The organism is Labilibaculum manganireducens, from assembly GCF_002843385.1.
Lineage (GTDB): Bacteria > Bacteroidota > Bacteroidia > Bacteroidales > Marinifilaceae > Labilibaculum > Labilibaculum manganireducens.
Genome location: NZ_MVDE01000024.1, coordinates 47,691 through 70,713, shown reverse-complemented (window position 1 = coordinate 70,713; position 23,023 = coordinate 47,691). Strand labels below are relative to the sequence as shown.

At 38.4% G+C, this 23,023-nt stretch carries 15 protein-coding genes; 8 read left to right on the top strand and 7 right to left on the bottom strand.

What is annotated here, in order from left to right:
• The 7 genes from panB to acgA form a co-directional block, all read right to left on the bottom strand.
• A partial coding sequence (gene panB / locus BZG01_RS14890; RefSeq protein ID WP_101310633.1) for a 3-methyl-2-oxobutanoate hydroxymethyltransferase occupies positions 1-822 on the bottom strand: 822 nt, incomplete at its 3' end.
• Between the two features lie 33 nt (positions 823-855).
• Positions 856-1,728 carry a DUF5131 family protein gene (locus BZG01_RS14885; protein ID WP_101310632.1) on the bottom strand — a complete coding sequence of 291 codons (873 nt, stop codon included), beginning with the start codon at positions 1,726-1,728 and terminating at the stop codon, positions 856-858.
• 177 nt (positions 1,729-1,905) lie between these two features.
• Positions 1,906-2,187 (bottom strand): putative quinol monooxygenase, encoded by a 282-nt coding sequence (locus BZG01_RS14880; RefSeq protein ID WP_101310631.1) that lies wholly within the window; start codon positions 2,185-2,187, stop codon positions 1,906-1,908.
• 122 nt (positions 2,188-2,309) lie between these two features.
• Complete coding sequence (locus BZG01_RS14875) at positions 2,310-2,531, bottom strand: tautomerase family protein (protein ID WP_101310630.1); 222 nt, start codon at positions 2,529-2,531, stop codon at positions 2,310-2,312.
• A 28-nt stretch (positions 2,532-2,559) separates the two neighbouring features.
• Entirely contained in the window at positions 2,560-3,534 is a 975-nt protein-coding gene (locus BZG01_RS14870; protein ID WP_218973125.1) for a zinc-binding alcohol dehydrogenase family protein, read from the bottom strand.
• A 3-nt stretch (positions 3,535-3,537) separates the two neighbouring features.
• Positions 3,538-4,566, bottom strand: a complete 1,029-nt coding sequence (gene acgM / locus BZG01_RS14865; RefSeq protein WP_101310628.1) for a radical SAM/SPASM domain protein, ACGX system — start codon at positions 4,564-4,566, stop codon at positions 3,538-3,540.
• A gap of 70 nt (positions 4,567-4,636) precedes the next feature.
• The gene (acgA, locus tag BZG01_RS14860; protein ID WP_101310627.1) at positions 4,637-4,888 is read right to left on the bottom strand and encodes an ACGX-repeat peptide; all 252 of its coding nucleotides are present in this window, start codon (positions 4,886-4,888) and stop codon (positions 4,637-4,639) included.
• 194 nt (positions 4,889-5,082) lie between these two features.
• Between acgA and BZG01_RS14855 the strand changes: the two genes are divergently transcribed.
• From BZG01_RS14855 to BZG01_RS14820, 8 genes are all read left to right on the top strand, one after another.
• The gene (locus BZG01_RS14855; RefSeq protein WP_218973124.1) at positions 5,083-5,418 is read left to right on the top strand and encodes a winged helix-turn-helix transcriptional regulator; all 336 of its coding nucleotides are present in this window, start codon (positions 5,083-5,085) and stop codon (positions 5,416-5,418) included.
• A 359-nt stretch (positions 5,419-5,777) separates the two neighbouring features.
• Positions 5,778-7,193 (top strand): sodium:solute symporter family protein, encoded by a 1,416-nt coding sequence (locus BZG01_RS14850; protein WP_101310625.1) that lies wholly within the window; start codon positions 5,778-5,780, stop codon positions 7,191-7,193.
• 247 nt (positions 7,194-7,440) lie between these two features.
• Entirely contained in the window at positions 7,441-8,832 is a 1,392-nt protein-coding gene (locus BZG01_RS14845; protein WP_101310624.1) for an MFS transporter, read from the top strand.
• Positions 8,833-9,036: 204 nt separating this feature from the next.
• Entirely contained in the window at positions 9,037-10,581 is a 1,545-nt protein-coding gene (locus tag BZG01_RS14840; protein ID WP_101310623.1) for a pectinesterase family protein, read from the top strand.
• A gap of 70 nt (positions 10,582-10,651) precedes the next feature.
• On the top strand, positions 10,652-11,230 hold the full coding sequence (locus BZG01_RS14835) for a Crp/Fnr family transcriptional regulator (RefSeq protein WP_101310622.1): 579 nt from the start codon (positions 10,652-10,654) through the stop codon (positions 11,228-11,230).
• Between the two features lie 267 nt (positions 11,231-11,497).
• On the top strand, positions 11,498-11,953 hold the full coding sequence (locus tag BZG01_RS14830) for a ferritin-like domain-containing protein (protein ID WP_101310621.1): 456 nt from the start codon (positions 11,498-11,500) through the stop codon (positions 11,951-11,953).
• Between the two features lie 182 nt (positions 11,954-12,135).
• Positions 12,136-14,076 (top strand): PBP1 and LysM peptidoglycan-binding domain-containing protein, encoded by a 1,941-nt coding sequence (locus tag BZG01_RS14825; protein WP_101310620.1) that lies wholly within the window; start codon positions 12,136-12,138, stop codon positions 14,074-14,076.
• A gap of 272 nt (positions 14,077-14,348) precedes the next feature.
• Positions 14,349-22,970 carry a hemoblobin-interacting domain-containing protein gene (locus BZG01_RS14820; RefSeq protein ID WP_101310619.1) on the top strand — a complete coding sequence of 2,874 codons (8,622 nt, stop codon included), beginning with the start codon at positions 14,349-14,351 and terminating at the stop codon, positions 22,968-22,970.
• Positions 22,971-23,023: the final 53 nt, after the last annotated feature.

Here is a 23,023-nt window from a genome sequence, read left to right as displayed (position 1 = left end):
ATATGCCTCCTTCTCTTCATTTGGAAAATCACTTCCTTTAACATCAGCAATATATTTTTGCGTGGCTTCTTTTATAGCGCTATGTAAGTCTGCATAACGACGCAAGAATTTTGGAGAAAAGCCTTTATTGATCCCCAGCATATCATGCATAACCAGAACCTGCCCGTCGGTATGAGGTCCGGCTCCAATTCCAATGGTTGGAATCGTTAATTTTTTCGTGATCTCGTTAGCTAATTTTGATGGTATTTTTTCTAGTGTTATGGCATAACATCCAGCTTCTTCAAGCAGTAATGCATCACGTACTAATTTTTCAGCCTCGTCTTTCTCTTTTGCCCGTACTGTATAGGTGCCGTATTTGTTAATTGACTGAGGCATTAGGCCTAAATGTCCCATTACTGGTATACCTGCACCAATTATTTTTTTGATGTCTTCTATTATTTCTTCCCCACCTTCAATTTTCAAAGTATCTGCTCCCGTTTCTTTCATAATCCGAATAGCATACTCTAATGATTTTTTAGAATTTCCAGAACAGGTACCAAAGGGCATATCAACAACAACTAATGCTCGTTTAACAGCTTTCATAACCGAAGCGCCATGATAAATCATTTGGTCAATAGTCATGGGTAAAGTAGTCACATTACCTGCCATCACGTTTGAAGCAGAATCGCCTACCAGTATTGCATCCATGCCGGCTTCATCAATAATTCCTGCCATGGAATAATCATAAGCAGTTAGCATTGATATTTTTTCTGCTCGTTCTTTCATTTCCTGCAAACGATGAGTGGTTACTTTACGCCTATCATCTTCTTTATTAACTGACATTTTTATTTTATTTTGAGTTGAAAAGATTTAAAATCAATTACATTTTCCACAATTACTGCATCCATTACAAATTGGCTTGCTGCCGCAAATTTCGCAATGTTTTTTATATTGTGGTCGATATTGTTGACTTTTTTCAATGGTAAATCCCATTCTATCCTTAAGTATAAATTCGATAGCTTTCCCAGAGAAGTTTACCCCTGATTTAAATGCCATCTGGCTTTGAATCGTTTTTTTTGGGAGGGAAAATATTTTGCCGTCTTTAATAAACCGACTTCCTGTTTCAATAAAGCAGAAGGATACATTTTGATTGACACATTGTTGCTGCAGCGATTTAATCCATTCAAAATCACAAGGGCGAGCACCATCATAATTTTCGCCACCGGCAATAAGCTGTTCAATTTGTCCGGTTTTTAAATAGTTCTCAATCCGTATAGAACCAATTAAGGGTGCTGTCATAATCCCTTTGTGCTTAAAGGGTAAATTCAAAAGAATTGGAATTCGCTCATCGGCACGCCTTTGGTTTTCGCAGCTAACATTCAAAAAGATATTCTCCCAACCATCGCCCCAATTTTTAGGCAGGCATTCCTTTATCCTTTCAGGTCGTTTCGTTAACAAAAAGAATTTCACATCACTTCTCTGATGCATCATATTCCATGCCTCATTACGCCATTCATCGGCTTCTGCTAAAAAGAAATCAGAAGTCATGCAAACCCTTATCAACTCACCGCTTTTAATTTTGTAGTTTCCCTTTCGGTCCTTGTGCAGCGGATAGCTAAAGCCAGACTTTGTTTTGTAAATATCCGATCCATCCTTATTTCTGGTGCGGTCTAAAAAAAACATATAACAATGCTGGCAGCCTTCGCTTATTTTAGTGCACCCATGCCACGGATTCCAAATGTCGTGCATTTCACTTTTTTTACAAATATTGTAATCATTAAATTCAGATCTTCATAAAATGATTTGTTTTTCTTTTAATCCTAATGTAGGATAAGTATTCATACGAATTGGAATGCTCCAAAATAAGTTCTTTTATATTTAACTTATTAATAGGTGATTGCCTTGCTGCAATCACCTATAATAAGTTTAGAAATAATTAATAATTGGATCGACTGCAAGTAAAGGAGTCACCTCTTTGAAAAACTTTTTTAAGTATTCCGAACTATTATGAGCACTCAAAGCTGATTCATCTTTGTATTCTTCATAAAAGATAAATTTCAATTCTGTACTGAAGCAATCACGATACAAATTGTAAGAATGGCATCCCTCTTCTTTTCTCGTTTGAACAACCAATTTTTCAGCAAGTTCAAGGAAATTTTTCTCTGCTTCTTTCTTGATATGTAATTTTGCTGCAACTACTTTTTTCATCTGTTTATAATTTTATTTTTTTTGTCGGATGTAATTCTCATGAAGTTTCAATTATTCTCCTGTGTGTAAAATAAATAATTAAAATCTACATGTGCGTTTCATGTGTGTATCTTAAATACTGATTAATAACCCGGTTTTTTATACAATTTCTCAAGGTTTGGTCGGATTTCAGTTTCATAAACCTGATTCATCCATTCGCTTTCAGGAACTTCCTTTATGGCAACTGATACTGCCGCTTCGGGTTTTTGAGTAATAGACATAACAGCATCGGTTATTTGTTTTGCGAGTTCATTTTTTTGTTCTTCGGATGTTCCCGGATACATTTTTACTACTACATGTGGCATAATTCTATTGTTTTAAATTGTTTAAATTTTAATTTATTACGATTATCAATTTTCCATTGGCTGCATTGTTTTCCATCATTTGATGAGCAATGGCAATTTCTTCTAATGAAAAAACCTTGGCCGCTTTAGGATGTATGTTGAATTGCTTGATATGAGCAAACAGTTCGTCAATCAATTGCTGGTTAGGGGAATTACTCGAAAACCCTGTCAGATAAACTCCTGACGGAATATCCTTAATCGGATAAAAATTGCTGATGGTAGATTTTTCACCCAAAATACCTGTAACACAAACAATCCCATGTGTCTTCAAAAAACCCATTGATTCGGACAAGGAAGATACACCAATTAACTCAAGTACTTTATCAATTCCATGCGGATACAAGTTACTTAATTGTTTAGACAATGTGTCATCATCAATTAAAACGTGATCGGTACCTTGTTGAATCAGCGACTCTCTTTTCGACTCTTTTCGGGTAGATGCTAAAACAGTAGCTCCAACACTTTTTGCCAGCTGAATAGCTGCCAGGCCAGTGGCACTTGTACCTCCTCTGATTAAAAGAACGTCGGCAGGTTTCAGTTGTAAACTTTGAAAAAGAGAACCATAGGCTGTAAAAAAAGTTTCTGGAATAACAGCCAGTTCCTGCCAATTCATATCTGTATCAACAGCAAAAACATTTTTTGTCGGAATTAAAGCATATTCAGCATAACTTCCATCAAACGAACGCCCCATGCCGCCCATTAAAGCGATTACCTTTTGTCCCTTTTTGAAATGAGAATCTGATGCGTCTTCAAGTAAGCCCACGCATTCAATGCCTAAAATTCTGGGCAATTGAATGTAGGGAGCATCTCCTTCAAATTGGCGCATCATTAGCTCTGAACGGTTTAGCCCAAAAGCTTTTACTTTAACCAATACCCAACCATTACAAACACCAGGTATTGGCACTTCGCTTACCTGCAAAACCTCAGGCGCACCGGTTTGTGATAATACTACTGCTTTCATCATGGCTTAATTTTCTATTGTTTTCCAACATTGTGGATCAGCGCCATAAAAATTGCCGGTATAACCATAAGTTACAGCAGGGCATCCACGACAGAATCTGAGTAATTCACATTTTGAACACTTCTCGAATTTGTCGTATTGACGAAATTCATTCATCTTATCGCCCGTAAAAACATCGTATAGTTTTTCGTTAAAAACATTAGCCACTTCACTCTCAAAACGACGGCATGCATACACTTCACCCTTGGGAAGAATGGTCATGTGACAATTGGCACAATTGCAGCCATCGTACATAACATCCTCTTTTAAATTGTCAGGTATCTTAAAAAGACCCTTTTCATAAAGGAAAAGTGTCCAAAGGTGGTCTTTTAGATTAAAGCTGGTGTCGCTGTCTTTGTACTGCTCGAACTTCTCCCAGCAACTCTCCAATAAATCGTGATACTGTTGAGGCGATAGATGTGTGATTTTTTCGGTACTAGTGGGACAATAGCGTGCAAAGGAAAAAATATCGGCCTTATATTTTACAACGGTATCAATTATTTCAGGAATTTCATGCACATTAGTTCCCGAAACGGTAGTCATAATAGCGCATCGGATACCTGCATTGCGCAGGCAAGCAATTTTAGCCAAAGTAGTATCAAATGAACCTGGCATGCGAATAGCATCATGTGTTTCCCGCATCCCATCTATTGACAGTTGGTATCGCTCACAACCGTGAGTTTTTAGTTTTTTACATACTTCATCGTTCAAATGAAACGGGTTGCCTAGTAGGGTAAAAGGAATGTTGTTTTCTTTAAGTAATGCCATCAAGTCCCAAAAACGGCTGTGCAAAATGGGGTCGCCCCCGGTAATATAAAAGTATGGCAAACGGTTTGCTTTTTTGCACATATCCATACAGTTTTCAAGAACAGATTCAATCTCCTCCCACGACATCTCTTTCAACTTAATAAAGTTGTCCTCCGAAAAAATATAACAGTGTTGGCAACGTTGGTCACAACTGTCTGTTATGTGCCATTGAAAAGCAAAATATTCCATAGTGTTTTTTTAAATTGCTAAAAAAAGAGTTTCGGATATTCTATTAAAAATAACCGAAACTCATAATCAGTTATTTTTCACCACTCCCACAAGATGAGCCGCAGGCAGATGGTTTAGGTGGGTTTTCGTCAGCGGCACCGCATGCTGATGGTTTTGGTTCCGGATCACCCGCTCCGCACGCCGAAGGCTGTGGTTTGGGTTCGCTTGAACCGCATGATGAAGCTAATAAATTAGCCCCCTTGTTTAAGTAAGCCTGAGCACTGTGTGGAGCAACGAATGCTCTGTTATCTGCCCATCCATTTAAAGAATTTAAATTGTTCATTTTATTATATTTTAGAATTAAACAGAACAAAAATAGTTAGGGAATTATGCTTAAGCAAGCTGGTTATATACGCACCTATGAGGTTAGAATTACTGATTATCTGATTATTACGTTTGTTGTTTTTTTAGATTACTTTCCGAAACGAATATTACTTTCCAAAAGAGATTTATATATTTGTCAAAAAAATGCTTAATATGAAAGAATTAGATTTACAATACCCAACATGCCCAGTTAGAAATGTGTTAAGCAGAATAAGTGATAAATGGTCTTTGTTGATTCTATGCTCGCTTCAGGAAGGGGAAATAATGAGATATAAAGATTTAAAAAATGCCATACCTGATATTTCTGAAAAGGTACTCTCAAGCACTTTAAAACGATTAAACGAAGGCCATTTAATAAATCGAAAAATGTATAAGGAAATTCCCCCAAGGGTTGAATATTCACTAAGCGACATGGGGAAGGAATTGATGCCTGCTGTTCAGATGATGATTACTTGGGCACAAACGCATTTTGATGAGATTACGAATTAATATATCAAAGATTCTTTTTTGAAATATATTAAGTTATAGATATAAGCAGCACACTGTTAGTGTGATTATACTTGCTTAAGTATTGGTTTTAGATGGCTTAATAGCTATTCTTAGAACAAAATTTCTTCTTTTTCAACAGTTGATTTATTTAGTTTGTAAGGATCTGTTCATTCAGCCTATAAATTTCACCTTCAATTTTTATCTTTCCTTAAAGTGCTTATCTTTAAAATTCAATTGAGTATTATAATCCGTTTTTAGCCAGACTGACTTTACCTTCCATTTGAAAAATAAGATTTTTACATCTCAAAAAAATGATTTCGTAGGCTGCGAAATTTATTTCTTTAGCAAAAAATCAAATTATGCACATTATCGACATTTTAATATTTGTAATCTATATGCTCGGCATGCTTGGTGTTGGCCTCTATTTTATGAAACGCAATAAATCGCAGGAAGACTACTATGTGGGAGGTCGGGAAATGACTTCCTTTCACATAGGCTTATCGGTTGTTGCTACAGATGTTGGAGGTGGATTTTCGATAGGATTAGGTGGTTTGGGCTTTTTAATTGGCCTTTCGGGTAGTTGGATGCTGTTTACAGGCATTATTGGAGCGTGGATCAGTGCTGTTTTTCTGATTCCGATTATCTATCCTCTGGCACGGGAACACAATTTTTTGAGTTTCCCCGAAATTCTAAATCACTTCTACGATCGAAAAGTGGCCATTATAGCTGGCATAATCTCTCTGATTGGTTATATCGGATTTACCAGTTCGCAGGTATTGGCAGGAGCCAAATTAGCGGCAGCAACTTTTCCTTCCATCACCATTGTTGATGCCGTATTACTAATGGGAATTGTGGTGATCGGTTATACCGTACTGGGCGGGTTGAAGGCTGTTATTTTTACTGATACCATTCAATGGATGATACTCATGTTTGGCCTGATCGTAATCGGTATTCCATTGGGTTTTGTAAAAGTGGGAGGCTGGGAAGCTCTCCGCATTTATTTGCCGGATAACTTTCAAAGTCTCACCAATGTTGGTTTTGTTCAATTTATTAACTGGCTGATTACAATTGTTCCCATTTGGTTTGTTGGCATGACTCTGTACCAAAGAATCTATGCTTCGAAAGATGAGAAAACAGCAAAAAAAGCTTGGTTCATAGCTGGCTTGTTCGAATGGCCTGTAATGGCATTTATGGGAATTATTCTTGGATTATTGGGCCGGGTTGCCTTCGAACAAGGCATGTTTACCGAATTTGGATATGCTCCGGGAAGTGTTATCGATCCGGAAATTGGCTTGCCTTTACTCTTAACGCATATTTTCCCCGTTGGTTTGATGGGACTGCTCATGTCGTCTTATTTTTCGGCAATCATGTCAACGGCCGATAGTTGTTTAATGGCGGCATCAGGTAATTTTACAACAGATATATTAAGGCTTTCAAAACAAAACACCAAGAGTATCCGCTATTCGCAATTGGCAACATTAGTCATTGGGATATTGGCAATTTTTCTGGCTACCAAAATGCAGAATGTACTCGATTTAATGTTATACTCGTATGCCTTTATGGTTTCCGGATTGTTTGTTCCTGTTTTGGGGTTTCTGTTTTTGAAAAAGCCATCGGCAAAGGCCGCAATGTATGCTATGCTTTTGGGAGGAGGAACTACTTTAACTCTTATTTTAACCGAAGCCACATTGCCTTTTGGTTTGGATGCCAACTTCTTTGGGATTACATTATCGGCAATTGTTTTTACAAGTATCCAATCGTTGCATAAGCGATAAAAGATAAGATAATACAGTCTGAAGTATTTTGCTTGTATGCTGAGATGTAAAACAATCTTAAACTTGGTGCAGTCCATATAGTACTTATACCCATTTAATTTCAAAATCCTGCTTAAAATATCAACTTGTCAGGGTATGACTTAATTCAATAAGCACTATTTTATCCTCCTAAAAACGGTAGAAAAACAAAAGTACCGATTCCGCAAAAAACAGCTAAATTTAGGTTGCTGCACACACAAGAAAGAGAATGATGATAGAAACAAATCCAAATTTGAATAAAACGATTCTGCTGGCTGTTACCATGGCATCCAATTTTCTGAATCCACTAATGGGAGCTGCTGTTAATGTGGCTTTACCCCGAATTGGGGAAGAATTATCAATGTCGGCCGTGGGTTTAAGTTGGGTGAGTATGTCCTTTTTGCTGGCTTCGTCGGTATTTTTAGTCCCTTTTGGTAAAATAAGCGACAATTGGGGACGTGTAAAAATGTTCCTGTACAGCAATGTATTATTTGGTTTGGCCACTTTATTCTGCGCCTTTTCTTTTTCTTCCGAAACATTACTAATGGGGCGTTTGTTGCAGGGGATAGGCGCTGCAGGCATATTTGCCTCGAACATGGCCATTGTAATATCGGCATTCGAACCACACGAAAGAGGTAAAATGATTGGATTAAACGTGATGGCCGTTTACGTAGGCTTATCCATTGCTCCGGTTTTGGGCGGCATTCTAACAGAATCTTTAGGTTGGCGTTCCCTGTTCTTTATTAATGCAGGAGCAGTCTTGCTGATAATAATGGCAATACTCACAAAAATTAAGGCCGAATGGGCAGTTCCAGACAAGGCGAAATTCGACTACATGGGGACTTTGATTTATATGTTTTCCGTTTCGGGATTGATGTATGGGTTTTCGCATCTACCAAAAACGGAAGCAATTGTATTCACTTTATTGGGAATTACCGGCTTGCTTATTTTTGTCAGATACGAGTTAAAACACCAAAACCCGGTTTTCGAAATGCAGCTGTTCTTCAAAAACAAGTTGTTTGCCTTCTCCAATTTATCCGCTTTTATTAACTATGCAGCCACCTTTGCCATCACATTCGTTTTTAGTTTGTATCTGCAATACGTGAAAGGTTTATCGCCCAAAGAGGCTGGTTTTGTTTTAATTGCACAACCTGTAGTGATGGCTGTAGTTGCATCCTTCTCGGGGAAATTGTCGGATACAAAAGACCCGCGGATTTTGGCATCAATAGGAATGGGAATAAGTGCAGCAGGGCTGTTGCTGCTCACTTTTATCAGCAAGGAAACGCCCTATGCCTATATTGTTTTTGCTTTACTGATTTTAGGATTTGGATTTGGATTGTTTTCATCACCCAATACAAATTCAGTTATGAGTTCGGTAGAAAAACGCTTTTTAGGACTTGCATCGGCAACAGTTGCTACCATGCGAACCACCGGTATGATGTTCAGCATGGCTGTTGCAGCTCTTTCGGTACATGTGTTTTTAGGCGATGCTAAAATTCATGCCGGCAATCTTGATTCATTCATACTAAGCATGAGAGTGATTGTAATCAGCTTTACAGTTTTGTGTGTGATCGGAATTTTCACATCGCTGATAGGCAGACGGAAAACTACGGGCAATTAAGTTATTGCGGATGAGTACAGAAATATTCTTTTGGTGATTTGCCACATCCTGACAGTGTCGAAGACCTGTAAGCGTTTTGGCATTTTTGTTTCATCCCGATTATTTTTTTGTTACGTAATTATTGTTTCGTAGATTCGGGGACAAAATGTAATTGGGTGTTATTATGAACTTGTTGCAGAGCAAATAATATAAAACTTACTAACAATGGAGAAACATAAAATAGTAAAAAATTATTTGTGCTGTGCAGGCATTGCCTTGTTGGCATCCTGTACATCAGCAGAAATATCCGGCAATTATACAATTTATCCTGAAAACCAAGAAAAAGACATTCATCCGGATACTCATCTTAAAATTACATTTGCCAGCCAACCTATTGTTGGAAGTACGGGTAAAATATGGGTATTTGAAAGTCAGACCGATTCGTTGGTCGATCTAATTGATATGAGTATTCCGGCAGGGCCGACCAAATCTGTCAAAAACCCGGAAGCGACTTATACAAGCATCCCTTATCAATATTTGCCTGGTAAGTTTACCAATGCCAATACCAAACCGGGCACACCTTCAGGAACAGCCTTACCAACTGCAGATACATTTCAGTTGACCATTATTGGCGGTTTTACTGATGCTTTTCATTTTTATCCCATAATTGTTCATGAAAACACTGCCATTATTTCTTTGCACCATAATCTTTTGGAGTACAATAAAGACTACTATGTTTTAATTGACAGTAGTGTGGTCTCTTCGGCTAAGGGAAGCTTTAAAGGGATTTATAACAAAAATGTGTGGCGGTTCAGCACCAGTAAGAATCCTCCTGACTTAAGGTCTAAAAAAATTATAGTGGACAATAAAGGGAATGGTGACTTTGCTACTTTGCAGGGAGCCCTTGATTACATTCCCAATAATTACAAAGACACCGTTGAGATTTTCATCAGGAACGGTTTGTATGAAGAGCTGATCTATTTCAGGAATAAATCGAATATCATCATTAAAGGTGAAGACAAGGAAAAAACAGTAATTCAATATGCAAACAATGAAGTGTTCAATCCCCATCCCTGGAATGTAAAAACCAATGAATGGCCGGGTACTTTTCCTTCAAGAAGAGCCGCTTTTGCGATTGATAACTGTACAAATATTCAGTTGTTAAATTTAACAGTTAAAACTTTACTGCAAGGACAGGCGGAAGGATTACTGATTAATGGAAGTGAAATATTTGTTAAAGGAGTACATATTGTGGGCTCAGGAGATGCATTACAAACCAATGGTTCGGCCTGCTTCGATGATGTGAGGATTGACGGTGGCGGTGATATGATACTTGGACGGGGGCCTGCATTTTTTAAAGATTGCGATTTTTATTCTCCCGGACCTTTTATGTGGACAAGAAATACCAAAGCCAATCATGGGAATGTATTTCTGAATTGCCGTTTCACCGGTACAAATCCTAATGGAAGTACATTGGCCAGGGCTCCAGTTAATAAAGGTTTTGGTTATCCATACAGCGAATGCGTGTTCATTAACTGTTCTCTTAAAAACATTCTGCCTAAAGGCTGGGGTACAGTTGGCGAAGAAACAAAAAATATGCATTACTGGGAATATAACAGCACCAATATAGATGATGGAAAACCAATTGACCTTTCTCAGCGGGCTGATTTTTCGTGTCAGTTACGTTTGGATACTGATAAAGAATTGATTGAAAACTATTCCAATCCGCTTTTTGTTCTTGATGGCTGGAGTCCTTATCCCAACAATTAATTAGATGTAAATTATCGGTGGGCACAATGCGCATAACCGGCTATTGTCCGATGCTTTTTTTATGAAATAAATGGAACTAAATAAAATTGAAAATATTATTAAAGGGATCAGACGGTATTATCCCGTATCTGATGATTCGATTGAAACACTGGCAGGTTTATTAACCGAAATACATCTGCCTAAACATCATTTGCTGACCAAAGCAGGGGTTAAAGACAATTTTGTATACTTTATTGAACAAGGGTGTATGCGGACTTACTTTTTGGTTGACGGGAAAGAAATTACCAATTGGTTTAGCCGGGAAGGTGATATTACCTTTTCTTCAAATTCAATGTATCACCGAACCCCGGGATTCGATTTTGTGGAGCTTCTGGAAGATTCGTGCGTATTTAGCCTGCCGATTGACGCTTTAAATGATTTGTACAAAACGAACATCGACATTGCAAACTGGTCCCGGACCATTCATCAGGAAGTATTGCTGAAAATGCAGAACCTGCGTATCGACCGGTTAAGCTTATCATCAAAAGCACGCTACGAAAAGTTTTACAACGAAAATCCTGATTTATTTAGCCGGGTAAATTTGGGATATATTGCCTCTTATTTGGGAATGACCCAACAACATTTAAGTACCATACGGGCGAATGGATGATTTTAAGATAGATGAAAAAATAATCGGCTGTTCTTCTCTATTTTTGAATTTCAAAAACGAATGAAATGAAAACTGAAATGCAAAAATGTTTGGATGGTGAAGTCTTTAACACATCCAACGAGGAAAATCAAAGTCTGTGCTTAAAAATTCATTTGCATTGATTGTTACTATTTTGTAACTTATATAGTCAAGCTGAAAAGAAAAAACGCACCAATTTAAAATTGGTTTTTGATTCGTATGAGATTATAAATTAACAAAAAATAAAGGATGAAAATTTTTAGGACATTTGAAGAAATTATTGATTATGCAATCGATAAGGAGATGGATGAAGTTGAGTTTTACTCAGAGGTTGCAAGTCGAATGGACAGGAAACATGTGAAGGGACTTTTTTGGGATATTGCTTTAGAGAAAACAGCCAGAATGCTTAGACTGGAGAAGATGAAGGATGCGAAACCGGAATTGAACCTGGATGAAATTAAGGATATGAAAATTACTGGTAGTCTTGAGGATGTAGATCACACCAGAAATGATTTGACCTATCAGGACGCACTGATTATTGCTATGAAAAAAGAAAAAGCAAAATTTAAATTTTACTTGAATATGGCGGAGAGTGCGGTTAATGCGGAGTGTAGAGAAGCTTTTTTGGCTTTGGCTAATGATGAGGCACGACAAAAATTGAAATTTGAAATAGAATATGACGAACATATTTTAGTAGAGAATTGATTCAAAAAACAGTAATGAGGAATTGTTATTTTGACGTATGATAAAATCGAAATTCAGGAGAAGAATTTCGATTTTGCTTTTTTACGGTTCAATTATTGTAGATATTTTGTTTTCCAAGCGGACTTTAGTATTTTTGTTAGCTATTGTTAGTGAACTATAAATGTTTGAAATACAGATAATTAATGCATTATTTTTTTCGAAGTATCCTTCTGATATGTCTCCTTATTGGAGCAGTAAATTTTACGAAAGCTCAAACTGCAAATGTTGAGTTGTCTAATAATAAGGTTGTTGTAGGTGGTCAAACCTGTTTTTTACATCTTGTAAAAGAAAAGCAAACCTTATTTTCTATTAGTAGGGCATATGGTGTTGACCTTGCTGTTATTTTGCAGGTGAATCGAAAAACGGAAGCAACAGTTAATGTTGGTGAGGTTTTAAGAATTCCGGTTGTAGATTCAGAAACTGTCCTTTCTCCTGTTTTAGTGAAAAAGGAAGATGAGAAATTCTTTTATCACATAGTAAAAAAGGGAGACACATTATTTTCTTTGTATAAAAAATATGCTGTTGAGATGGCTTTAATAAAGGCCTCAAATCCAGAGATGGGGGACAGTTTACGTTTGGGTACAATTGTTAAAATTCCTAAGATTGTTAAAAAGCCACAGCTTAATACTGTTCCTAAACACGATAAGAATTATTACTATTATGTGATAAAACAGGGGGATACGGAGTCTTCTATATCTCGTCAGTTTTTTATGAATCTGCGAAAATTCAAAAAGTTAAATCCAAAACTGAAAAGTACGGCTTTAAAGATTGGCGATTGGGTTCGGATTCCAAGGTATTTGGTTCCTCCGGAATATTTTGTGGAGAAGGAAGAACAAAAGGATACAATCGCAAAAAAATATCAGGTTGTAGATACTGTTGTTCCTACAGTTGATTTAAAACCTCTAAGTCAGAATAAAATACGGATAGCATTGTTTTTGCCTTTGTATTTGGATGCGAATGATTCCATAAACAGAAGTATTTCCTATAAGGATACTATTGAAATTATTACGGAGAGAAATCCACGGATTTTATACAGTAAATCCCATGATTTCATTCGTTTCTACCAAGGTATTCTTTTGGCTGTTGATTCTCTCCAAAAAGAGGGCTTATCGGTAGATCTTCATGTTTTTGATACCGAAAAAAGTCCTGAACGAGTTCAACGAATTATAGCTGGACTGCAGTATACTGAACTGGATTTTATGATAGGACCGGTATATCAAAATACATTCTCGATTGTGGCAGATTTTGCCCAAAAAAGACGAATCCCTGTTATTTCACCTCTTTCGCCAAAGAATTCAGAGCTCACAACAAATCCGTTCGTGATTCAATTGAATACTTCTATCCAGTCGATTTGTGGGAAGATATCCGATTTTGTTTGCTTCGAATTGGATACTAGAAATTTAGTCGTTGTTCATCCTGATCGTTATGAACATTTAAATGAATTCCAGTTGGTTACAGACATAGAACGGAATATGTTTGAAAAAGGAAAGTATTGGGAAAATGGTGATATGACTTATAAGAAGATTTCATTTGATGAATATGGACTTTTTGGAATTGAACGTATGCTGAGTGATACATGCGAAAATGTAATTTTGGTGCCTTCTACCAAACAGCCATATGTTGAAAATATCATTTCCAATTTAAATGTTTTAAGTCAGCGCTTTGATATTCGCTTAATGGGTTTTCCTGTATGGCAGCGATTTAATAGTTTGGATGCCGAGCTGTTCTACAATTTAAATCTAAGTGTAATAACTCCATACAATATTGATTATAAGGAGGCTAAAGTTGATTTGTTTGTTTCAGATTTTAGAGAGAAATTTAAATGTGAACCGAATGATTTTAGTTTTCGGGCATTTGATTTGTGTCGATATTTCTCCAAGGCTGTAAGTAGGTATGGGCATAGTTTTCCTGATCATTTGAATGAACTGAAATTGGATTTGTTACAATCAAATTACCATTTTAAAAGAGTAAATGCGTTTGGAGGACTCGAAAATCAGGGTGTTCATCTTGTAAATTATTCGCGGGATTTTAAGATAAGACATTCCATTCCTAAATTTCAAAATACTTTTAACGTATCAGAATAGGGTAATTAAATTTAAAATTGGGAGCCGAATCACTTAGATTCGGTTTTTTTTATCCGAATACGGATAAATCATCCACAATAGGATGTCTTTTTTTAATAGGGAGAAAAGTCGTGTATTTACTGACTTTTTTTTATTTGTTTGAGCTTTTATCCAATATCGTAGGTATGTGAGAATTTTCAGATTTGTCGTATAAGTCAGAATGTGAGCTTGTTGAGGGCTGTGGTACGCACTTTGGTTCTAACTATGTGTTAGTTATCTAAAGTCCTGTAATTATGAAAAAATATCTACTCTTGGGATTCCTATGGGTTACCTCAGTCATTATTGTACAAGCTCAAACTGCACCGCCAGTCTTAAATTCAGTATCGGGAGTTACGGTTGATAATCCTTTCACTTTGTTATTTACTGATGATGGTACATGGCAAAGTCTTATTTCTGAAATACGATATGGAGATGATGTTGTTGATCTGTCTGCTTACGATGCAGGTACAACTTCGGGAGAAATTGTTTTTACTCCTTCGGCAAGTGTTTATTTTCAAAATGACACAACCTTAAATATTACTATTGTAACAGATGGAACTTACTTTGATGGTGTATTTTCACAAACGATAGGCCATGGCGCTGCCACAAAATTTGTCATAACTACTCAGCCGGCTGCTCCGGCTTCCAATGGCGGAGTTTTGGGAACTCAGCCTGCTGTAAGCCTGCAGGATCAATTTAGTAATGCATGTACAAGCGATGGAACAAGTTCCGTGGGAGTTGTCGCCAGTGGGGCAAGTTGGATTTTGGGCGGAACAACGCCTCAAACAGCATCATCGGGAGTCGTGACTTTTTCTGGTTTAACAGGAAGTAGTGCTGTTGCTGTTACCGGAGCTGCAATCACTTTTTCGTTGGATGGATTTTCCTTGGTTTCCAATTCATTTGATATTCCTGTAAATGCTCATCCAGCACTTTCGGTGCCAACAGATGCTACTGTTGATTCTGATTTTAACATTACTTTTACGGATGATGCAACATGGCGAACCGGCATCAGTGAAATTCGATATGGCACCGATGTTCTTCCTGCTGGAGCCTATGATAAGACAAGTGCGGATGCGATCACCATTAAGCCGTCTCAGTCAGGATTTTTGCAGGTTTCAGGAACAAAGAATCTGACCATTGTATCCAGTGGATATGCAGATGCTGTTGAATCTTTGGAGATGAAGCATGGTGTTGCAACAAAGTTTGTTATAACTACTCAGCCGGCTGCTCCGGCTTCCAATGGCGGAGTTTTGGGAACACAGCCTGCTGTAAGCCTGCAGGATCAATTTAGTAATGCATGTACAAGCGATGGAACAAGTTCTGTGGGAGTTGTCGCCAGTGGGGCAAGTTGGATATTGGGCGGAACAACGCCTCAAACAGCATCATCGGGAGTCGTGACTTTTTCTGGTTTAACAGGGAGCAGCGCTGTTGCTGTTACCGGAGCTGCAATCACTTTTTCTTTGGATGGATTTTCCCTGATCTCCGATCCATTTGATATTCCAGTCAATGCTCATCCAGCACTTTCAGTGCCAACAGATGCTACTGTTGATTCTGATTTTGATATTACTTTTACAGATGATGCAACATGGAGAACCGGCATCAGTGAAATTCGATATGGCACCGATGTTCTTCCTGCTGGAGCCTATGATAAGACAAGTGCGGATGCGATCACCATTAAGCCGTCTCAGTCAGGATTTTTGCAAACTCCCGGAACAAAGAATCTGACCATTGTATCCAGTGGATATGCAGATGCTGTTGAATCTTTGGAAATTAAGCACGGCGCTGCAGCCAATATTGTAATGGTTACTCAACCAACAGCTCCGGCTTCCAATGGAGGTTTATTGGGAACACAGCCTGTGGTTAAATTGCAGGATCAGTATGGTAATGACTGTACGGGTGATGGTGCAACACAGGTAACTGCTGTTGCTGATGCTTCCGGAGATTGGATTTTGGGAGGGATAGGTACTACTGTTACTTCGGCAGGAGGAACTGCTTCGTTTTCCGGACTTACGGGAAGTAGTAATTTGGTTGTTAGTGGGGCATATTTGGTTTTTTCATCAGGGATTTTACCAACGCTTAATTCTGCTTCTTTTGATATTCCAGTGAATGCTCCTCCAACACTTACAGCAGCAACAGGAGCAACTGTTGATGATGTTTTTGAAATTTCATATACAGATGACTCAAGCTGGGAATCAAGTATTGATTCGATTCAATTTAATGGAACAACCATTTCGGCAAGTGCATATTCTTTAAATTCAACAACGAATAAAATTGTTTTTACACCTTCGGCAGATGTTTCACTGCAAACTGCTGTATCTGCCAGCTTGGATATTTTTGTTGACACTTACAGTCCCGCCAGTGTAACTCAAAATATAGGACATGGTGCAGCAACCAAAATTGTTGTACAAACAGAACCTGTACCGTCCGGTGTGAATGGAAGCTTATTTACAACACAGCCTGTTGTTGCTATTCAGGATCAATACAATAACATCTGTACTTCGAATAGCACTGTTTCCATTACTGCTGGTGAAAATGATCCAGTTAACTGGACTTTGGGTGGAACTCCAACGGGCACTGTTTCGTCTGGAGTATTAAATTACACCGACTTATCTGCCGGCAGCGATGCTGTAGTTACAGGAGCTTATATTTCTTTTACAGCATCCGGTTTAACAGGAGTAGCTTCGGCAACATTCAACCTGGGATTAAATTCACCTCCTGTATTATCAGCAGCTGCAGGTGTGACCGTTGATGGTGCATTTACGGTAACTTTTGTGGATGAAAACAGTTGGCAAAGTAAAATCAGTAGTATTAGCTATGATGGTGTTGAGATTGATGCTTCGGCCTACAATAAACTAACAAGTGGACAAATAATATTTGATCCGTCCTTATCAACTGCATTGCAAACTGCAGGAACACAAGATTTTGTTTTTATTGCTGCGGGATTCTCAAATGCAGCTTTATCACAAACGATCGGTCATGGTGTACCTACATCAATTAAAGTGAATGTTGAACCAACAGCACCAACAAGCAATGGTGGTTTATTGGTACAGCAACCAGTTGTTATTAGTCAGGATCAATATCTTAATCCATGCACTTTGGATAATGCAACAGCAATATCTGTTGTGAAGGGTGATGCGGGAAGCTGGTCATTGGGTGGCTCACCCAATCATACTTTAGCGGGAGGATCATTTACATATACAGATTTGTCGGCTACAAGTGATGCACCGGTTATTGGAGCCTATTTATCTTTTTCATCTGGTAGTTTTGCGGATGTTAATTCGGCAACTTTCGATATTCCTGTAAATGCTTCACCTGCTCTTTCTCCCGCAAATAATGCTACGGTTGATGGAGAATTTCAGATCACTTTTACAGATAATGCAACATGGAGGGGAAGTATAACTGATATTACATTTGATGGCAATTCTATTCCGGCAGCAGCCTATGATGCCACGAATGCTACCCGAATTATTTTTAAGCCTGTTGAATCAAATATATTACAAACTGCAGGCACAAAAGAAATCATTGTAATTTCCAGTGGATTTGCTAATGATACTTTAAGTCAGATGCTTGGGCATGGGGTTGCTGATGAGCTTTTCATGTTTACACAGCCAGTTGGTCCTTCGGGCAATGGAGGTCAGCTTACTGTCCAGCCAGTAGTTCAATTGCGGGATCAATACGCAAATATTTGTACTACGGATAATACAAGTACTATTTCGGAAACAACCAGCGGTGGAACATGGACGTTGGGAGGAACAAGTGGATTAACTGCCGGTTCAGGAGTATTTACTTATACAGATTTAACTGCAGGTAGTAGTGTTGAACTGACTACAGCCAGCATTACTTTTTCATCAGGAGCTTTAACCGATGTTGTATCTGCTGCATTTACAATTCCCTCTTTGGATTCATCACCAACACTGCTTGCTTCTTCAACAGCAACAGTAGATGCAGTTTTTGAAATAAGTTTTGGTGCAAATGCCACTTGGCAGCTTGCCATTGATTCGATTAAGTACAATGGGAATTTAATAGCAGCAAGTGCTTATGATAAAACTCAATCCGGGAAGATTATTTTCGATCCGGCATTAGATTCTGATTTACAGATTTCGGGAACAGCTGATATGATAGTTTATGCCGGAGGATATGAAAATGCCGGCGTATCTCAAGAAATTAAACACGGTGTTGCCAATGAAATAGTCGTAGTGCTTCAACCATCAGCTCCGGTTGAAAATGGAGCTTTATTGGCGAATCAACCAGTGTTAACACTTCGGGATCAGTATGCGAATGATTGTACGAGTGAAAATACAATTGAAATAACTGTGGCAAAAGGGGATGCAAATGTTTGGACTTTAGGAGGAACGTTGGTGAAAAAAGTAACCAATGGTTCAGTTAGTTTTACTGATCTGACAGCATCAAGTAATGCAGCTGTTACAGGAGCCTTTATTGCTTTTTCAACAACCGGATTAGCAACCGTAAATTCAAACACTTTTAACATTCCTGATTTAAGTGCTTCACCGGTATTAACTGCTGCAGATGCTGTTACCGTTGATTCAGATTTCGACATTACTTTTACTGATAATGCGGCCTGGAGAAGTCAGATTACTGAAATTAGATACGGAACTCAAGTGTTGCCGGCAGGAGCATACAATACTTCAACAGCAGGAGTAATAACATTTAAACCAGCTGAGTCAGCTGTTTTGCAGACTGCAGCCAGTGAATATATTTTTATTACTTCTACATCATTCCTGAAAGATTCTGTTCTGCAGGCAATTGGACATGGTGCAGCAAAATCTATTGCAATAACAACTCAACCACAACAACCTGCGAGAAATGCCGGTTTGCTGCAAACTCAACCAGGAATTAAAATACAAGATCAATATTTAAACGATTGTACTACGAACAGTGTACAAACAATTAATGCAAATGCAACAGGAGGAAGCTGGGTAGTAGAGGGAACTACTTCGTTAATGGTAACTAATGGGATTGTTGATTTTACCGATTTAACCGCCAGAAGTACGGATCTGGTATTTGATGCAACAATCACTTTTTCTGGCACAGGACTAACAAGCCAGGAGTCGGCGACATTTATTATTCCAGCACCTCTTATTGCTCCATCTCTTATTGCCTCAACAACTGCAACTGTTGATTCATTGTTTGATGTTACTTTTTCGGAAAATGCCGCCTGGCAGGGAGAAATTGATTCAATTTCTTACGGAGGAAACTTGCTGGCAACTGATGTCTATGACAAAAGTCAAGCAGGGAAACTAATTTTTGATCCTTCAAAAAGTACTGAATTGCAAGTGACTGGAACGAAAGAAGTTTTAGTTTATTCAAGAGGATATCAAAATACAGCAGTCAATCAGGAAATTAAACATGGTATTCCGGATACTGTTTTTATTGACAGACAGCCAACAGCACCCTTAGTGAATGGTGGTAATTTAGATACACAGCCAAGGGTTTCACTTCGGGATCAGTACAACAATAGTTGTTCAGGCAACAGTACATTTGAGATTTCTGTCGAAAATGGAGATGCACAGGCTTGGACATTAGGAGGAACTTTAACTCAAACTGTTTCATCAGGTGTGCTTACTTTTAGCGATTTAAGTGCTTCAAGTGAGACTGCAATTCCCGGAGCTTTTCTGAAATTTTCCGGTGCAGGAGTGGCTTCAGTGAACTCAGATCCTTTCGATATTGTAGAGCTGTTAAATCCGCCTACTATTAATCCTGCATTTCTTGTAACTGTTGATGCCGATTTTACATTAAACTTTTTTGCCATTGATGATGCATGGAAAAACAGCATTACGACCATCACCTACGAGGGAGATACCTTACCTTCTTCGGCTTATACGATAGATACGGAATCAATTACTTTTCATATTTCACAGGAAGCATTGCTGCAAAAAGCAGGAACATTCACTATTGCTATCCATTCTTTGGGTTATACGAATGTAATCGTGGAACAGGAGGTTGGGCACGGAGCAGTTGCAGGTATGGAGATAACCCAGCAACCCTTAGCTCCATTAACCAATGGTGATGCTCTTGATCAGCAACCTGTTTTGCAGTTTTTGGATCAGTATGCCAATGTATGCACTTCAGAAATTCAAAAGAGTATTGCTGTTGAAAAGAATGATACAGGAGACTGGAATTTGGCTGGAACTGTTGAGCAAACAGCAACAAATGGAATTGTTACATTTACTGATTTATCGGCCTACAGCACGGCTCCGGTAAGTGGTGCTGAATTGAAATTTATTGCTGCGGATTTAACTGCAGTTGTTTCTGCACCTTTTGATATTCCTGATGTTAGTAGTTCTCCGGTTCTAAGTGCTGCTATTGGTGCAACTGTTGATAATCCGTTTAAAATTACTTTTACTGAGGATTCTGTTTGGAGAAGCCGTATTAATGTAGTGACGGTTAACGACAGTGTATTGAGTGCTGCGAGTTATAATGCGGGTCAGGCCGGAGCGTTGGAGTTGATTCCTTCTGAATCGGAGTTTCTGCAAAAAAACGGATCGTTCCAGGTTATTGTGCAATCCCGTGGGTTTGCTCACGATACAGTTCAGCAGGAGATCAATCACGGTATAGCAGATAGTTTGCTGATCACAACTCAGCCATCAGATCCTGCAAATAATGGTGAATTATTATCGCAGCAACCTGTATTACAATTAAGTGATCAATACCTAAATAATTGTACTGCAGATAATCTTACGCAAGTAAATGTGGTTAAATATGATCAGAAAGCCTGGACTTTATCAGGAACTCTTCAAGCTCAATCGGTAAGTGGTGTAGTTAGTTTTACTGATTTAACTGCAACCAGTGAAATTGCTATCGACTCAGCTTACCTTCAGTTCTCATTTGATAAAGACACGGTGATTTCTGCTTTGTTTAAAATTCCTGTTCCGGTTATTGAGCTGACTGCAGCAGTAAATGTGACCGTGGATAATGAATTCACAATACAAGCAAGTGACAACGCCAGTTGGAGAGATTCAATATCGGCCATATCATTTGCAGGTGAAACTTTAGTTGATACTTCTTACTTGATCGAAGCCGGAGGTATTACTTTCTATCCAGATAGGGATTCGATATTACAGATTGCAAGAACAGACACATTAATTGTAATTGCCAATGGATATGCCAACGCTATAATTGAACAGGAAATTGGACATGGAATATCCACGGAGATGGTAATTGTGGATCAACCTATTGGTCCTGAGAATAATGGAGATACTCTCGCCAGACAACCCAAACTGCAGTTGATGGATCAATATAAAAACAATTGTGAAAAAGACAATGCAACTCAAATTTTGGCTTCTAAATATTCCAATGGTTTGGAGACAGACGTAGTGGATTTGTGGGATTTAGGTGGAACCAAAACCATAACTGCTGTTGGAGGTTTGGTAACTTATCTGAATTTGACTGCAACCAGTGAAAATCGGGTAGAAGGAGCGCGTTTGCTGTTTACTTCCGATGCATTGCCGAATGTTGTTTCTGATAGTTTTGATATTGTAATTCCACCACCGCCGGCTATTGTGGGAGCTGTTGATGCTACTATTGATGGAAGTTTCTTTGTGGAATTTACCGATAACAAAACATGGCGATCGCTGATTTTTGATATCCGATACGGAATAAGAAGTTTGGAGGGAAATTACGATATCTCTGAACCAGGGAAAATTACTTTTGATCCAACCGTGACTTCTATCCTTCAAAAATCAGGAGTTGATTCGATGTATATTTATTCGGGTAACTATGACACTGTGCGGTTTGAACAAACCATACATCACGGGAAATCGAAATACCTGGTAATTGTGAAAGAGCCATCTGCGCCACTCAAAAATGGAGAGCTGTTGCTCAGACAACCACAGCTTAAGTTGCAGGATCAGTTTCGAAATAATTGTGTTACCGATAATGAAACGCCTGTAGCTGTTAAAAAAGGTGACAATGGAGATTGGTCACTGGCGGGAACTTTTACTCAAATTGCTGTTGATGGTATGGTTAAGTATACAGATCTAACTGCAACAAGTGAAAGGGAGGTGGAAGGAGCGCGTTTGGTGTTTGAAGGTACAGGAATAATTCCTAAATTATCTCAGTCGTTTACAATTCCGGAACCGCAGGTCAATAGAGCAGGCGAAGCCAAAGCAAATCCTGAATTGGTTTGTTATGGTACCAGTTCAAGTATCACACTTGTTGGTTTTGATGGCCTTATTCAGTGGCAAAAGTACGATGAATTGAATGATATTTACGAAGATGTTGCCGGCGAAAATTCGGAAATTTTCATATCCGATGAAGTGGTACAAAATGCCAGATACAGAGCAATGGTTTCGAAAGATGGTTTTACAACTCAATACTCTAATTCTGTAAGTGTGAGTCCAATTGAGCCGCCTTTAGCCGATTTCACATTCAATATTGATTACAATCGGGTTGATTTTACAAACTTAAGTGTTAATGCAACAAATATAGTTTGGGATTTTGGTGATGGAATTATTAGCAGTGAATTTGAGCCAAGCCATTCCTTTGTTTTGGATAATGCAAATGGATCGGGATACGTGGTGAGCCTAACGGCCTCCAACGAAGCATGTCCTGATAGTAAAAAATCGCAACAGGTGTTCATTACAACTGGCATTGAGGATTTAATAGCAGAAACCGGAGTGGTGGTTTATCCAAATCCAAGTCGGGGAGAATTTTTCATCGAGATTTCAAATTCTGATCAGGATGGAATTTTGAGAATATTCGATCAGGCGGGGAAATTGGTTGCTGCCCGCAATATTGAGAATGGCCTTCGTGCAAATAGAATAGCTTTCGATCTGAAAAATCTGACGGGAGGTATCTATTTCTTAACCATTCAGTATCCTGATAAAGTTGTACGAACGAAACTGATTATTCAATAAAATAGAAACGGGCTTTCCAATTTGGAAAGCCCGCTTTTTTTAATCTAACAATC